Annotated in this window: 16 protein-coding genes and 2 riboswitches; all 16 genes read left to right on the forward strand. The window is 37.1% G+C overall.

Going from position 1 to position 15,401, the window contains the following annotated elements; all coding sequences use genetic code 11:
- Positions 1-195: 195 nt before the first annotated feature.
- The 16 genes from ACR65M_RS19540 (at position 196) to ACR65M_RS19615 (ending at position 15,317) form a co-directional block, all read left to right on the forward strand.
- Positions 196-441, forward strand: a complete 246-nt coding sequence (locus tag ACR65M_RS19540; RefSeq protein WP_165918144.1) for a YusG family protein — start codon at positions 196-198, stop codon at positions 439-441.
- Between the two features lie 147 nt (positions 442-588).
- The gene (locus tag ACR65M_RS19545; protein WP_121446229.1) at positions 589-942 is read left to right on the forward strand and encodes a toprim domain-containing protein; all 354 of its coding nucleotides are present in this window, start codon (positions 589-591) and stop codon (positions 940-942) included.
- 79 nt (positions 943-1,021) lie between these two features.
- Entirely contained in the window at positions 1,022-1,327 is a 306-nt protein-coding gene (locus tag ACR65M_RS19550) for a thioredoxin family protein (RefSeq protein WP_341330487.1), read from the forward strand.
- Between the two features lie 200 nt (positions 1,328-1,527).
- Complete coding sequence (locus tag ACR65M_RS19555; RefSeq protein ID WP_341330488.1) at positions 1,528-2,304, forward strand: TerC family protein; 777 nt, start codon at positions 1,528-1,530, stop codon at positions 2,302-2,304.
- 49 nt (positions 2,305-2,353) lie between these two features.
- Positions 2,354-3,748 carry an MFS transporter gene (locus tag ACR65M_RS19560; protein WP_440274160.1) on the forward strand — a complete coding sequence of 465 codons (1,395 nt, stop codon included), beginning with the start codon at positions 2,354-2,356 and terminating at the stop codon, positions 3,746-3,748.
- Positions 3,749-3,937: 189 nt separating this feature from the next.
- A riboswitch (SAM riboswitch) is annotated at positions 3,938-4,038 on the forward strand.
- 70 nt (positions 4,039-4,108) lie between these two features.
- On the forward strand, positions 4,109-5,407 hold the full coding sequence (locus tag ACR65M_RS19565; RefSeq protein ID WP_440274155.1) for an O-acetylhomoserine aminocarboxypropyltransferase/cysteine synthase family protein: 1,299 nt from the start codon (positions 4,109-4,111) through the stop codon (positions 5,405-5,407).
- Positions 5,408-5,536: 129 nt separating this feature from the next.
- Positions 5,537-5,644: riboswitch (SAM riboswitch) on the forward strand.
- 151 nt (positions 5,645-5,795) lie between these two features.
- Positions 5,796-6,821 carry a methionine ABC transporter ATP-binding protein gene (locus tag ACR65M_RS19570; RefSeq protein ID WP_341330490.1) on the forward strand — a complete coding sequence of 342 codons (1,026 nt, stop codon included), beginning with the start codon at positions 5,796-5,798 and terminating at the stop codon, positions 6,819-6,821.
- A gap of 97 nt (positions 6,822-6,918) precedes the next feature.
- The gene (locus ACR65M_RS19575; protein ID WP_246006403.1) at positions 6,919-7,518 is read left to right on the forward strand and encodes a methionine ABC transporter permease; all 600 of its coding nucleotides are present in this window, start codon (positions 6,919-6,921) and stop codon (positions 7,516-7,518) included.
- A gap of 16 nt (positions 7,519-7,534) precedes the next feature.
- Positions 7,535-8,377 (forward strand): MetQ/NlpA family ABC transporter substrate-binding protein, encoded by an 843-nt coding sequence (locus tag ACR65M_RS19580; RefSeq protein ID WP_341330492.1) that lies wholly within the window; start codon positions 7,535-7,537, stop codon positions 8,375-8,377.
- Positions 8,378-8,626: 249 nt separating this feature from the next.
- Entirely contained in the window at positions 8,627-8,794 is a 168-nt protein-coding gene (locus ACR65M_RS19585) for a YuzK family famiily protein (protein WP_207899855.1), read from the forward strand.
- A 372-nt stretch (positions 8,795-9,166) separates the two neighbouring features.
- On the forward strand, positions 9,167-9,952 hold the full coding sequence (gene sufC, locus ACR65M_RS19590; RefSeq protein WP_341330494.1) for a Fe-S cluster assembly ATPase SufC: 786 nt from the start codon (positions 9,167-9,169) through the stop codon (positions 9,950-9,952).
- Between the two features lie 17 nt (positions 9,953-9,969).
- The gene (sufD, locus tag ACR65M_RS19595) at positions 9,970-11,277 is read left to right on the forward strand and encodes a Fe-S cluster assembly protein SufD (RefSeq protein WP_341330495.1); all 1,308 of its coding nucleotides are present in this window, start codon (positions 9,970-9,972) and stop codon (positions 11,275-11,277) included.
- On the forward strand, positions 11,277-12,497 hold the full coding sequence (locus ACR65M_RS19600; RefSeq protein WP_440274156.1) for a cysteine desulfurase: 1,221 nt from the start codon (positions 11,277-11,279) through the stop codon (positions 12,495-12,497). The genes sufD and ACR65M_RS19600 overlap by 1 nt, the downstream gene beginning before the upstream one ends.
- Positions 12,487-12,933: a Fe-S cluster assembly sulfur transfer protein SufU gene (gene sufU, locus ACR65M_RS19605; RefSeq protein ID WP_121446219.1), complete on the forward strand. Its 447-nt coding sequence runs from the start codon at positions 12,487-12,489 to the stop codon at positions 12,931-12,933. The genes ACR65M_RS19600 and sufU overlap by 11 nt, the downstream gene beginning before the upstream one ends.
- A 58-nt stretch (positions 12,934-12,991) precedes the next feature.
- Positions 12,992-14,389 carry a Fe-S cluster assembly protein SufB gene (sufB, locus tag ACR65M_RS19610; protein ID WP_304216009.1) on the forward strand — a complete coding sequence of 466 codons (1,398 nt, stop codon included), beginning with the start codon at positions 12,992-12,994 and terminating at the stop codon, positions 14,387-14,389.
- Between the two features lie 79 nt (positions 14,390-14,468).
- Entirely contained in the window at positions 14,469-15,317 is an 849-nt protein-coding gene (locus ACR65M_RS19615) for a DUF72 domain-containing protein (protein ID WP_440274157.1), read from the forward strand.
- Positions 15,318-15,401: the final 84 nt, after the last annotated feature.

Here is a 15,401-nt window from a genome sequence, read left to right on the forward strand (position 1 = left end):
ATGTCACAATACTTATCTCAAGTATTGCCATTTTGGAGGTGTTTTATATTGTCTCACTATTTTAGGTTAGTCCAAACAGGAAAAAGTTCCTATCGGCTCTTTTCTTTTTTTATCCTTACAAGGACAATGACAAACAGAATGAAGTTTCTCTTAATGGACACTCTAAAATTAAATACCGATGGAAGGGTGTTCGTAATGGTATTGAAACATACTCGAATTGAAGTGACTGACCGAGTGGTTGGAAAGCTTGGAGATAATGAAATGAAATTATATGTTGAAAAAGAACCAATCGGAAAGATCCGTTTTACAAATGAAGGGGCTCAATATGAATTAAAGCAGGGATATGAGCAAGAAGAGAGCAAAATTTTCACATATGCTGATATACCTTCTAACCCAGATATGAAATATGTCGATTGTGATGATGAAAATGGTTGGTGTTAAGACAGTGGTTACCCACTGTCTTTTTTTCCCTATTGTTTCCTTATGATTCACCAAATTATATTCTTCGCTATAAAATGAAGGAAAAGCAGTTGTATACATCGAAGAAGTATATATCAGATTAATGTACACTTGAAACAAGGTGATGAAATGGTGGCTTTTGACGATAATGAAAAAGTAATCATTGTTGAGGGGAGAACAGATAAAAAGAAAGTCGAAGCGGTTGTGAATGAACCAGTTGAGATTATTTGTACTAACGGAACGATTAGTATCTCCAAACTGGACGAATTAATTGAGCATTTGTTTAATAAAGATGTTTATATCTTAGTTGATGCCGACCGTGCAGGAGATAAGCTTAGAAAACAGTTTAAACGCGAGTTTCCAGAAGCACGGCATTTGTTTATCGATAAAATGTATCGGGAGGTTGCGACTGCCCCTGAACAACATATTGCTACGGTACTACTTTCAGCAAACATAGATGTGCACGCTGAATACTTACTTTAGGCCAAGCGTGTATCCTATACTTTTTCAATAATTATGGTAAAATAAACAACAATTAACAAGATAAAAGGTTGTTGTAAAGATGAAGGAATGGAATGAACACGAAATTGATACTCACCTCACGAACACGGGGGAGTTTTGGCTTTATTTATTCACTCCGATGTGCGGAACCTGTCAGGTAGCTTCGAAAATGATGACTGTCGTCGCTGAATTGTTACCAAACGTAATAATCGGTAAGAGCGATCTTAATTATTTACCAAAGAAAGCAATCAATTGGCAAATTGAAAGTGTTCCTTGTTTAATGCATGTAAAAGAAGGAAAAGTTGCGCAAAAGTATTATGCCTTTCACTCAGTTCCTTACTTGGTTGAAATCTTATCAAAAACATAAGCCCAGGAATGGATATCAGCATTCTTGGGTTTTTTTATTGAATGTGCTATGCCTTACAATTTTCTACCCAAGGAAAATTTTAAACATATTACCTAAAACAACTCCGTTTATCGTGCTTCTTTGTACTCATACTAAAAAGAGTACTATAAAAAAGGGAAACTCATGAATTGGAAATTTCCTAAAAGTTGGGGGAGACATTCATGGAGTCAATATGGCTTGAATATGCCTGGGCATTGTTAATCCTAATTGGTTTGGAAGGGTTATTATCAGCGGACAATGCTCTAGTTCTAGCAATCATAGCCAAGCATTTACCTGAAGAACAGAAAAAAAAGGCAATCAATTACGGAATACTCATGGCTTTTGTTTTCCGTTTTGGAGCACTTTTTGCTATTTCCTTTATAGCAAACGTTTGGCAAATACAAGCGATAGGGGCAGCTTATCTTCTTTATTTAGGATTAAAGCATATCATCCAAGCAAAGTTTGGTAAGGAAAATAAGGACATTCATAAGGATGATGAAAAAGAATCTGCTGGTAAAGGATTTTGGCCAACTGTAGGAAAAATTGCATTAGCGGATCTTGCTTTTGCTATTGATTCAATCTTAGCTGCGGTTGCTCTAGCCCTTGGTCTTCCAGAATCACCTCTTGGCAATTTCGGTGGTATGGATGGAGGGCAATTCATTGTTATTCTTCTTGGGGGTATTGCTGGCCTCGTATTGATTAAGTTTGCTGCAACTTGGTTTGTGCAACTTCTTGAGAAGCGACCTGCATTGGAAACAACCGCATATGCAATTGTCGCCTGGGTCGGTGTCAAACTTGCTGTAATTACCCTTGCTCATGAGGATATTGGTATTTTAGACCATGATTTCCCGCATAGTACTGTTTGGACAATTATCTTCTATGGAGTATTAGTTGGCATTGCACTACTCGGTTGGTTTGCACCAAGTAATAAGAAAACGCTTCAAGAAGGCAATGCATAAAAAAAGCGAAAGAATAATGTCTGTTTAACTGCGATAATCCAATTGGGTTATCGCTTTTATTTATTTTAAAAATATACATCATTTTTGTATTCGGTATATTGCAATTTGTCTAAAAAGTTGTATGATATTTAGGGAGTCGAAATATCATATTTATCACATAATTATAGGAGCACATATGAGCATTGTCACCGGATGGAAAACGCAATATAAAGCATACAATCAAAACATCAAACGATTTATCCTAGCAACTGTTTTTACACAATTAGGCATGGGTATGTACACAATCATGTATAACTTTTATGTAAGAGAGCTAGGTTACTCCGAGCAAACGAACGGAACAATTATTGCAATGACTGCTTTAGCATCTGCCTTAATTCTCGTACCCGCAGGGCTTATGAGTGATAAATTTGGCAGAAAGAAAGTGATGGTTCTTGGAGTTGCGATTTCTACATTCGCCTTTTTTGCTAGAAGTATACTAGAAATTGATCAGTTACTGATTGGAACTGCATTTATTACAGGGGTGTCGACTGCATTTATTCAAGTATCTGGAATCCCGTGGTTAGCGGAAAACTCCACATCTTCACAAAGGGTTCACCTTTTTAGTTTTCATTCAGCAATCATGATGGCCGCACAAGTAGTAGGAAATATTGCGGGAGGGGCATTTTCTGATGCCTTTCAATTTATCTTTCATTTGAGTGGACTTTGGAGTGTAAGAATCACATTATTAATTGCAACTATCATTTATATGGCTGGTATTTTACCGATACTTAAAATGAATGAACAGCCAAGGAAACAACCTGAGATTAAAACAGTGGCGTCATTTAGGCAGAAGCTGCGAACAAATAAATCACAAATAAAGTTAATTGCGATGTTTGCATTTGCTCAAATGATCATAGGGTTTGGATCAGGATTAGTTATTCCTTACCTAAATTTGTATTTTGCTGACCGGTTTTTAGCAAGTAATACAGTAATTGGTCTCATTTTATCATTGGGACAAGCAGCAACAGCGATCGCGATGATTATTGGACCAGCCATTGTTAGTAAGGTAGGAGAAGTAGTTGTTTATCTACAACTATCATCATTGCCTTTCCTCTTGCTGACAGGGTATACCGAAAATCTTTACATAGCGGCCATTGGCTTTTTATTTAGACAAGCCTTAATGAATGCAGGAAACCCGATCCAAGCATCTCTTGTTATGGGGCGGGTTGATGATTCTATGAAAGGACTGGCCAACTCTGTTAACCAAATGGTATTTTCATTAGGCTGGGCTTTAATGGGGCCAATATCAACCTCGATTGTGATGCTGTATGGTGCTTATTGGGGCTATGCTTATGTTTTTACAATTACATCTGTCTTATATTTAATAGGTTCTCTCTATTTCCTATTTGTTTTTACTGGGAAATCCTTTCAGAAAGAGGAAAAACAAATCGCGAAAATATCTTAATATGTCGTATTTCCCGGGAAAAATGGACGAATTTTGTAGCATTAACATGAATGTTTAATTAGTGTTGTCGATTTTCACAAAAAATACAAGTAATTTGGAATATCTTGTTTTTTCAAAATATTTTCATTGACTTGTGAATGAAAAAGGGTTAACATCAAATTAATCATAAAAGTAAAAACTTAATAGTTTATCTTATCAAGAGTGGTGGAGGGAATGGCCCTATGAAACCCGGCAACCGGTATTTACACGGTGCTAAATCCAGCAGGCTTTTTTTGCCTGAAAGATAAGAAGAGAGACCATACATACAACCTCTTCTTATCGAAGAGGTTTTTTTATTTAATCAAAGAGGGAGAGATTAATATGAGTGAAAAACAAAAAAATTTCAGACCAGAAACGATTGCAATACATGGGGGTCTTGAGGCAGATCCAGTAACCGGTGCTAGAGCAGTTCCTATCTACCAATCAAATGCGTTCAAATTTAATACTACTGAACATGCAGCAAATCTCTTTGGATTAAAGGAAAACGGTTATATTTATACTCGAATCCACAACCCAACTACTACTGTTTTTGAAGAAAGAGTAGCTCAATTAGAAGGTGGAGTAGGTGCATTAGCAGTTGCTAGCGGAATGGCAGCCATTACGACTTCAATCCTTAACATTGCGGGAGCAGGAGATGAGATTGTATCTGCTTCTACTTTATACGGTGGAACGTATAATCTATTTGCTAATACTCTACCTAAATATGGAATTAAAACGCATTTAGTAGATCCAAAAAATCCTGAAAATTTCCGTCAAGCAATAACACCAAATACAAAAGCAATCTTTGCTGAAACAATCGGAAACCCTAGCTTAGATATACTAGATATTGAGGCAGTTGCTAACATTGCTCATGAAGCAGGTATTCCACTAATTGTTGACAATACTTTTGCAACACCATATTTATGTAGACCAATTGAGCATGGAGCAGACATTGTTATCCATTCAGCTACAAAATGGTTACTAGGTAATGGAACAACCATGGGTGGAATTATAGTAGACGGAGGTAAATTCGATTGGAATTCACCAAAGTTCCCTGGATTTACAACTCCAGATCCTAGTTATCATGATTTAGTCTTTGCGGAAGCATTGGGACCAGTAGCCTTTATAATTAAAGCAAGAGTTCAACTACTACGTGATTTAGGTCCAGCTATTAGTCCATATAATTCATTCCAATTCAATTTAGGTTTAGAAACATTGCATGTTCGAATGAAGGAGCATATTGCGAATACGAAAAAAGTTGTTTCTTATCTTAAAAATCACCCTGGGGTTGAATGGGTGTTGTATCCAGGTGAAGAGGACCATCCAAATAAACAACTAGCTGATAAATATTTACCAAAAGGTGCAGGAGCGGTAATTGTATTCGGTATTAAAGGTGGAAGAGAAGCTGGCGAAAAGCTAATCAATAGTGTTGAGCTTTGGTCACATGTTGCAAATGTAGGAGATGCAAAAAGCTTAATTATTCACCCTGCTAGTACTACACACCAACAATTGAGCCCAGAAGACTTAAAGGCATCTGGTGTATCAGAGGACTTAGTCCGCTTATCTGTTGGTATTGAAAATGTGGAAGATATTTTAGAAGATTTAGAGCAAGCCATTAAAGCTGCAAATGGAACCAGTTAAGCCTTATCAGTGCCGACTGCATAACTGAAAAATTGTTCACAATATTTTCGTTGACACCCTTATATAGAGATGATAAGATTACTCTCGTGTTGTTTTAGTATGATAATAAAAATTAAATAAATCTGATAACTCTTATTTAGAGTGGTGGAGGGATGTGCCCGATGAAACCCAGCAACCGTCAACGTCTGTTGAAAAGGTGCCAATTCACACAAAGCTTTGGGCTTTGGAAGATGAGAGGAAGGAATCACAAAATTGTGCCTTTCTGCTCGTTTTTGCAGAAAGGCATTTATTTTTATATGCGTGGCATATTTGAATAATTATTATCTTTATTTATTTACATTATCGCATACACTAAACATAGTTTTCTCTGAATAGAAGGTGTGACAACGTGATAACACTAAAAAATGTTAAAAAGATTTATCAAACAAATACAAATTCTGTAACAGCAGTTAACAATATTGACCTTCAGATAAATGAAGGTGAAATTTTCGGAATCATTGGATACAGTGGCGCGGGTAAAAGTTCACTCATCCGTTTATTGAATGGGCTTGAAACTCCAACAGAAGGGAATATTTCTGTTGCTGGTCATAATATCACGTCCATTAAAGGAAAAGCATTACGTGATGCTCGTAAAGAAATAAGTATGATCTTTCAGCACTTTAACCTACTATGGTCGCGAACAGTTAGGGAAAATATCTCCTTTCCCCTGGAGATTGCAAAGGTGCCAAGAACTAAAAGAGAAGAACGGGTAAATGAGCTTATTAAGCTTGTAGGACTGGAAGGAAGAGAAGATGCTTACCCATCACAGCTAAGTGGTGGTCAAAAGCAAAGGGTTGGAATTGCAAGAGCACTTGCCAATAATCCGAAGGTTTTACTATGTGATGAAGCAACATCTGCATTAGACCCTCAAACAACTGACTCTATTTTGGACTTGCTAGTTGATATTAATGAGCGTTTAGGGTTAACAATCGTATTAATTACCCATGAAATGCATGTGATTCGTAAAATCTGTCATCGAGTTGCAGTAATGGAAAATGGGAAGTTTGTTGAACAGGGAAGAGTGCTTGATGTATTTAAAAAGCCTCAAGCCAACATTACAAAACGCTTCGTTCAGCAAGTGACAGAGCCTGAAGAAACAAAAGAAACGGTTGAGAATTTATTAGATCGTTATCCAAATGGAAAAATGGTTCAGCTTAGCTTTGTTGGTGAAGATGCTGAAATGCCATTAATTACAAGATTAATCCGAGATTTTAAGGTGGAAGTGAATATTTTACAAGGGAAAATTTCACAAACCCAAAATGGATCTTATGGAACATTATTTATACATCTTGATGGTGATGCTAATGAAGTCACTTCAGCCATCGAATTTATTCGACAACAACGAGTAGAAGCTGAGGTGATTGAAAATGCTTGAACAATTTCAAGAATTACTTAAATGGGAAAAACAAGTTAATGATTATCAAGCACTCAATTGGGGGAATCTTTGGGAAGCAACTTTAGAGACTTTATACATGACCTCAATCTCCGTGCTTGCTACTTTTATAATTGGTTTATTTTTAGGTTTAGTTCTCTTTTTAACAGATAAAGGAAATGCATGGGAAAATACAGTGGTGAATCGGATTGTATCTGCATTTGTTAATATTTTTCGTTCCATACCATTCATCATCCTGATTGTCCTATTGATACCTTTCACGAAAATTATGATGGGTTCCATGCTAGGACCAAATGCTGCGTTACCATCTTTGATTATAGGGTCAGCACCGTTTTATGCCAGAATGGTTGAAATTGCTTTGCGTGAAATCGATAAAGGAGTTATTGAGGCTTCTCATTCAATGGGAGCTACTAACTCGACAATCATTTTTAAAGTGTTAATTCCTGAATCTTTACCAGCCCTAATTTCTGGGATTACCGTTACTGCGATCTCATTAGTAAGCTTTACCGCAATGGCTGGAGTTATCGGTGCAGGTGGGTTAGGACATTTTGCATATTTATATGGTTTCCAGAGCAATAAACCGATCATTACATTTATTGCTACTGTTGCAATACTAATATTGGTATTTATCATTCAATTTGTGGGTGATTTCTTTACAAAACATACAGACAAGAGATAACAGGAGGAAAAACACAATGAAAAAATTACTTTATGTACTACTATTTGGACTACTTTCATTTGCCCTAGTTGCTTGTGGCGGAAATGACGATGCTGGTGATGGAGGAGACACTCAAGAAGCAGAAGGAAATAAAAAGCTTGTTGTAGGTGCGTCAGCTGTTCCACATGCAGAAGTCCTTGAACAAGCAAAACCTTTATTAAAAGATAAAGGAATTGACCTTGAAATAGAAGTTTTTACAGACTATATTTTACCGAACGTTGCATTGCATGAAAAAGAACTTGATGCAAACTACTTCCAAACACCAGGTTATTTAGACCTGCAACTAAAGGACAACCCTGACTTTGACTTTGTAAGTGTTGGAGAAATTCATAAAGAGCCTATTGGGATTTATTCTAAAGAATACAAAAGTTTAAAGGAGCTACCAGATGGTGCAAAAATTATTATGAGTAACTCTTTTAGTGACCATGGCCGTATTTTACCGATTTTTGAAAGAGAAGGTATTATCAAACTTAAAGAAGGGGTTGGCGATCAAGCAAGAGTTGAAGACATCGTCGAAAATCCAAAAAATCTAGATTTTTCTACATTAATTGAAGCAAAACTTCTTGCTACATCCTTTGAAAATGGTGAAGGAGATGCGGTTGTAATTAACACAAACTACGCTCTTGAAGGTGGAGTGAATATTGCAGAAGACGGTATTGCCTTTGAAGGTGATGATGTAGTACCTGCAAACCTCGTTGTTGTGAATAAGGGCGATGAAGATCGAGAAGAAATCAAAGCACTAGTAGAAGTGTTAAAATCTGAAGAAATTCAAAAGTTTATTGAAGAAAAATACGCTGGTGCTGTTACTGTAGTTGAATAATAACAAAAGAGGCTTGCCTATTGGTAAGCCTCTTTTCGATTTTTGAATATTCTCGAGGAAAACAAAGGAAATTGATTGAATTGTATCTCCTGTGTTCCTAGTGTTATCCATTTAGTCAAATAAGGATTGGGAGCTTTAAATACTCCGAAATCAAGCTGTTGAGGCAAAAGGATGATGGTGATAGCATTAAATATGTGCAAGTAAGCACGATAAAAAAGAAGGGATTGGTCCAATATCAATCAAATCCGTTTGAATTATACGGGCGAAATGGAAAAGGCAATGCATCAGGCACATGGGATTGGTTACAAAGATTACTGTCGAAAGTTCAAAGAGCGTATGCGGGTTGAGGTTAATCGAGAAAAGGACTATAAACAAGGTCTAATGATTATTGCTCAAATAGGCAAAGTGAACATCTAAATAGATATATTACGATTGCGAAACCCAGTGCCCACCACACTGGGTTTCTATATTATAGAATGAATTATCGGAATCTGTGAAAAATATACTGAGGATTTGAATACTTACCATTGGATAACATCTATTCTCCCTTACATATCCTTGTAATTTATGTTATCTTAATTGTTGGACAAGATTTAAATTTTTTCTTCTCATTTAATGCATAATACAACAAAACTTATATTAAAAAAATGTATCACGAGTGTGAATGTGTAAAGGTTGATATCACTTTGAATTTGATATAAGATTGTAATGAGAATAAAATGAGAATGAAGTTTTGACTTAATGTGTCAATACTATACAAAATATTTTCGTTTAATGGAGGTAGTAGTTATGGCAGGATCAACTTTAGTTATTAAGGATCTTCATGTCGAAATCGAAGGCAAGAAGATTTTAAAAGGGGTTAACCTTGAAATAAACGGTGGAGAAATTCACGCAATCATGGGACCAAATGGTACAGGTAAGTCAACTTTATCATCTGCAATCATGGGCCACCCTAAATATGAAGTAACAAGCGGAAGCATCACTCTTGATGGTGAAGATGTGTTAGAAATGGAAGTTGATGAGCGTGCACGCGCTGGACTTTTTTTAGCAATGCAATATCCAAGTGAAATCAATGGTGTAACAAACGCAGACTTCCTTCGTTCTGCAATTAATGCACGTCGTGAAGAAGGTGATGAAATTTCATTAATGAAATTCATCCGTACAATGGATAAAAACATGGAATATCTAGAAATGGATCCTGACATGGCTCAACGTTACCTTAACGAGGGCTTCTCAGGTGGGGAAAAGAAACGTAACGAAATCCTACAATTAATGATGTTAGAGCCTAAGATTGCAATCCTTGATGAGATTGACTCAGGACTTGATATCGATGCGTTGAAGGTTGTTTCTAAAGGAATTAATGAAATGCGCGGAGAAGAGTTTGGTTGCTTAATTATCACTCACTACCAACGCTTACTTAACTATATTACACCAGATAAAGTTCATGTAATGATGCAAGGACGTATTGTGAAATCAGGTGGACCAGAACTTGCACAACGTCTAGAAGCTGAAGGATATGATTGGATTAAGAAAGAATTAGGAATCGAAGATGAAACTGTAGGTCAAGAAGCGTAAGCGTAAGGAGGATTATTATGACAATCGATACGAAATTACCATTTGATAAAGATTATGTCAGAGGTTTTTCGTCTACTCTTGGTGAACCAAGCTGGTTACAGGAACTTCGCTTACAAGCTCTTGAAAAAGCAGAAGACCTTCCAATGCCAAGACCGGATAAAACAAAAATTGATAAATGGAACTTTACACAATTTGCAAATCATGTTGTGGAAAGTGCACCTTATAACTCAATTGACGAACTACCTGAAGAAATTAAATCATTAATTCATGTTGAAGAAGATAAGAATATATATATTCAACGTGACAACACTCCAGCCTTTATCTCACTTTCAGATGATTTAAAAGCAAGTGGTGTTATTTTTACTGATATTCATACAGCTGCTCGTGAACATAGTGACCTTCTTCAAAAGTATTTTATGAAAGAAGCCGTCAAGGTTGATGAACACCGTCTAACTGCACTGCATGCTGCATTGGTTAATGGTGGTGCATTTGTTTATGTTCCTAAGAATGTTGAAGTGTCCGTTCCACTTCAAACTGTATTTATTCAAGAGAATGGTGCATCCGCACTATTTAACCATGTAATCGTAGTTGCTGAAGATAATAGTTCAGTTACTTATGTTGAAAACTATATTTCTACAACAGATTCTGCAAATACAGTTGTAAATATTGTTTCAGAAGTTATAGCAGGCAGCAATGCTAAAGTTACTTACGGAGCTGTTGATGCTTTAGCTACAGGAAACACAACTTACGTAACTCGTCGTGGAGTAATCGGTCGTGACAGTAAAGTTGAATGGGCTCTCGGACTTATGAATGATGGTGATACCATTTCTGAAAATATCACTAACTTAGTTGGAGACGGCTCATATGCTGATACAAAGACCGTTGTTGTAGGTCGTGGCGAGCAAAAGCAGAACTTTACGACAAGAATTACTCACCATGGTAAGAATTCTGAAGGATATATTCTTAAACATGGTGTTATGAAGGATAGCGCAAGCTCTATCTTTAATGGTATTGGGCATATCGAACATGGCGCTTCTAAATCGAATGCTGAGCAAGAATCAAGAGTATTGATGCTTAGCGAAAAAGCACGTGGAGATGCAAATCCAATTTTACTTATTGATGAAGATGATGTAACAGCAGGTCACGCTGCATCTGTTGGTAGGGTTGACCCTGTTCAATTATATTACTTAATGAGCCGTGGTATTCCACAGATGGAAGCAGAGCGCCTAGTCATTCATGGTTTCCTTGCACCTGTTGTAAACCAACTTCCAATTGAAGGAGTTAAGAAACAACTTGTTGAGGTAATTGAAAGGAAAGTAAAATAATGAATATCCAAGATATTCGTTCCATGTTCCCAATCTTAGATCAAGAGGTAAATGGAAAACCGCTTGTCTATTTAGACAGCGCTGCTACATCTCAAAAACCTGTTACTGTAATCGAAACGCTGGATCGCTATTATCGAGAATACAACTCAAATGTTCACCGTGGTGTTCACACCCTAGGTACAAAAGCAACTGATGCTTATGAGAATGCACGTGAAAAAGTTAGAAAATTTATCAATGCATCTTCTATTCAAGAGGTTATTTTTACCCGGGGAACAACATCTGCAATCAATACAATTGCAGCAAGTTATGGACGCGATAATCTCGGTGAGGGCGATGAGATTGTCATTACCTATATGGAGCACCATGCCAATATTATTCCTTGGCAACAAATTGCTAAACGAACAGGTGCGAAGTTAAAGTATATTCCTCTACAAGAGGATGGTTCGATTGATCTCAAGGATGTTGAAGATATTGTTACGAGTCAGACAAAAATTGTTGCTGTGATGATGGTCTCTAACGTTCTTGGTGCAATAAATCCAATTAAAGAAATTGCAGAAATTGCACACCGAAATGGTGCTGTCATGGTTGTTGATGGAGCACAAGCTGCGCCACATCTAAAAATCGATGTAAAAGACCTCGATTGTGACTTCCTAGCTTTTTCAGGCCATAAAATGTGCGGACCTACTGGTATCGGTGTATTATATGGCAAAAAAGCATTGCTTGAAAAAATGGAGCCAGTTGAAACAGGTGGGGAAATGATCGATTTCGTTGACCTATACGAATCAACATGGAAAGAGCTCCCTTGGAAATTTGAAGCTGGAACTCCTATTATTGCAGGAGCAATTGGTTTAGGTGCTGCAATCGACTTTTTAGAAGATATTGGTTTAGACAATATTCTTGCGCATGAGCACAAGTTAGCATCACATGCTATCGAGCGATTGTCACAAGTAGAGGGTTTAACTATTTATGGCCCTAAGCATCGTGCGGGAGTAGTAACTTTCAATATTGAAGATGTCCACCCACACGATGTTGCAACTGTTCTAGATGCTGAAGGTATTGCTGTAAGAGCTGGACATCACTGTGCCCAACCACTTATGAAATGGTTAAAGGTATCAGCAACTGCCCGTGCAAGTTTTTACCTCTATAATACAGAAGAAGAAATTGATAAACTAGTTGAAGGACTCATAAAAACAAAGGAGTATTTCAGCAATGGATTCTAGAATAAACCTTGATACCTTGTACCGACAAGTAATAATGGATCATTATAAAAAGCCAAGAAATCGAGGAGTTATCCAAGATGGGGCATTAACAATTGATATGAATAACCCAACCTGTGGAGACCGAATTCATCTTACATTAAAAGTTGATGATGGAGTCGTTCAAGATGCTAAATTCGATGGAGAAGGTTGTTCCATTTCAATGTCATCCGCATCAATGATGACTCAAGCGATTAAAGGCAGAAAAATTGAAGATGCATTAAAAATGTCACAAATCTTCTCAGAAATGATGCTAGGAAAAGAATATGATGATAGCATTGATTTAGGAGACATTGAAGCACTTCAGGGCGTTTCAAAATTCCCAGCACGTATTAAATGTGCGACATTAGCTTGGAAGGCAATGGAAAAGGGATTTAAGAACGAACAAAATGAATCGTGATTGATTTCTCCTAACATTTTGTTATGAGGATTCCTCACATAGAATGGAGTGAAGTAGAATGGCAAAGAAAATGCCTGAAATTGGCGATTATAAATATGGCTTTGCAGATAAAGACGTTTCCATCTTCCGTTCAGAACGTGGTTTAACAAAGGAAATTGTTGAAGAAATCTCACGCATGAAAGAAGAGCCACAGTGGATGTTAGACTTCCGTCTTAAATCCTTAGAGCATTTTTACAAAATGCCTATGCCACAATGGGGTGGAGACCTTAATAGCTTAAACTTTGATGAGATTACGTATTACGTAAAACCATCTGAGAAATCCGAAAAGTCATGGGATGAAGTTCCTGAAGAAATTAAAGCAACTTTTGATAAGTTAGGTATTCCTGAAGCTGAACAAAAATATCTTGCTGGTGTTTCAGCTCAGTACGAATCAGAGGTTGTATACCATAATATGAAGGAAGACCTGGAAGAACTAGGAATTGTATTTAAGGATACAGATTCTGCTCTTAAAGAGAATGAAGATATTTTCCGTGAGCACTGGGCAAAGGTTATTCCTCCAACTGATAACAAGTTCGCGGCATTGAACTCAGCAGTTTGGTCTGGTGGATCATTTATCTACGTACCACCAGGTGTTAAGGTTGATACACCACTTCAAGCATATTTCCGTATCAACTCTGAAAACATGGGGCAATTCGAGCGTACATTAATTATTGTTGATGAGGGTGCAAGCGTACATTATGTTGAAGGATGTACTGCTCCTGTTTATACAACAAACTCACTACACAGTGCTGTTGTTGAAATCATCATTAAAAAAGATGCGTACTGCCGTTATACAACTATTCAAAACTGGGCTAACAACGTGTATAACCTAGTTACAAAACGTGCAGTTTGTGATGCGAATGCAACAATGGAATGGATCGATGGTAACATTGGTTCAAAATTAACAATGAAATATCCAGCTGTTATCCTTCGTGGTGAAGGAGCGCGTGGTATGACTCTTTCCATTGCAATTGCTGGTAAAGGTCAACACCAGGATGCGGGTGCGAAAATGACTCACCTTGCTCCAAATACGTCTTCTACTATCGTATCGAAGTCTATTGCTAAACACGGTGGTAAAGTAACATACCGTGGTATTGTACACTTCGGACGTAGAGCACATGGAGCACGTTCTAATATCGAATGTGATACGTTAATCATGGATAATCAATCGACATCTGATACAATTCCATATAATGAAATTTTAAATGACAATATTTCATTAGAGCATGAAGCTAAGGTATCTAAAGTATCTGAAGAACAACTATTCTATCTAATGAGCCGTGGTATTTCTGAGCAAGAAGCTACTGAAATGATCGTAATGGGCTTTATCGAACCATTTACTAAAGAGCTTCCAATGGAATATGCTGTTGAAATGAACCGATTAATCAAGTTCGAAATGGAAGGTTCTATCGGTTAATAAGAAAACTTGCAATAACTCGTTTGAGATACTCTCAAGCGAGTTATTTTTGTACATAATCGTAATAGGAGGTGACTCCATGATTTATATTGGTGTAACTGGCTGGGGTGACCACGATAGTCTATATACAGCAGGAACTACACCCAGTGATAAACTAAAAGAATATGCTGGTCACTTTCCAATTGTCGAGGTGGATGCGTCTTTCTATGCCATTCAGCCTAAACGTAATGTGGAAAAATGGCTGAGAGACACACCTGAATCTTTTCAATTCATTGTTAAAGCTTATCAGGGGATGACAGGTCATCAACGTGGAGAAATTCCATTTGAATCAAAGGAAGACATGTTTGATGCTTTTCGTTTGTCACTGGAACCTTATCAACAAGCAAATAAGCTTGCCATGGTTTTATTTCAATTTCCTCCATGGTATGATTGTAAACGAGAAAATGTAGACTACTTAAGGTGGTGCAAGCAACAGATGGGAGAAATTCCTGTAGCGCTTGAATTCCGCCATCAATCATGGTTTTCACCACAACTAAAAAAACAAACATTACAATTTATGGAACAGGAAGGCTGGATTCATAGTATTTGCGATGAGCCACAGGCAGGCCAAGGGTCAATTCCGACAGTCCTCCATCCAACCGATAAACTAAAAACGCTCGTACGTTTCCATGGCAGAAATGTTCATGGCTGGACAAAGCCAAAACAAGGCAATTGGCGTGATGTGCGTTATTTATATAAGTATAATAAAGAAGAGCTAGAAGAATGGATCCACCATGTGCAGAAACTTAATCAATCAAGTGAGACCATCTACGTATTGTTTAATAACAATTCAGGTGGGGATGCGGCAGACAATGCTAAACAATTTATTGATATGCTCGGAATCGAATATAGAGGTTTAGCGCCGAGGCAATTAGACTTTTTTAGCTAGTAAAAACTATACTAAATTTAAATTGAAATACAAAAGTGAAGTACCTAAAGAAGAAGTCCATAGCATTTTAAACAGGCAAAAAGG

The sequence above is a fragment of the Ferdinandcohnia sp. SAFN-114 genome (assembly GCF_059415045.1).

Coding starts and splice junctions, on each gene's coding strand:
- ACR65M_RS19540 (WP_165918144.1), top strand. CDS start 196: ATGGTATTGAAACATACTCGAATTGAAGTGACTGACCGAGTGGTTGGA.
- ACR65M_RS19545 (WP_121446229.1), top strand. CDS start 589: ATGGTGGCTTTTGACGATAATGAAAAAGTAATCATTGTTGAGGGGAGA.
- ACR65M_RS19550 (WP_341330487.1), top strand. CDS start 1,022: ATGAAGGAATGGAATGAACACGAAATTGATACTCACCTCACGAACACG.
- ACR65M_RS19555 (WP_341330488.1), top strand. CDS start 1,528: ATGGAGTCAATATGGCTTGAATATGCCTGGGCATTGTTAATCCTAATT.
- ACR65M_RS19565 (WP_440274155.1), top strand. CDS start 4,109: ATGAGTGAAAAACAAAAAAATTTCAGACCAGAAACGATTGCAATACAT.
- ACR65M_RS19575 (WP_246006403.1), top strand. CDS start 6,919: ATGACCTCAATCTCCGTGCTTGCTACTTTTATAATTGGTTTATTTTTA.
- ACR65M_RS19580 (WP_341330492.1), top strand. CDS start 7,535: ATGAAAAAATTACTTTATGTACTACTATTTGGACTACTTTCATTTGCC.
- sufC (WP_341330494.1), top strand. CDS start 9,167: ATGGCAGGATCAACTTTAGTTATTAAGGATCTTCATGTCGAAATCGAA.
- sufD (WP_341330495.1), top strand. CDS start 9,970: ATGACAATCGATACGAAATTACCATTTGATAAAGATTATGTCAGAGGT.
- ACR65M_RS19600 (WP_440274156.1), top strand. CDS start 11,277: ATGAATATCCAAGATATTCGTTCCATGTTCCCAATCTTAGATCAAGAG.
- sufU (WP_121446219.1), top strand. CDS start 12,487: ATGGATTCTAGAATAAACCTTGATACCTTGTACCGACAAGTAATAATG.
- sufB (WP_304216009.1), top strand. CDS start 12,992: ATGGCAAAGAAAATGCCTGAAATTGGCGATTATAAATATGGCTTTGCA.
- ACR65M_RS19615 (WP_440274157.1), top strand. CDS start 14,469: ATGATTTATATTGGTGTAACTGGCTGGGGTGACCACGATAGTCTATAT.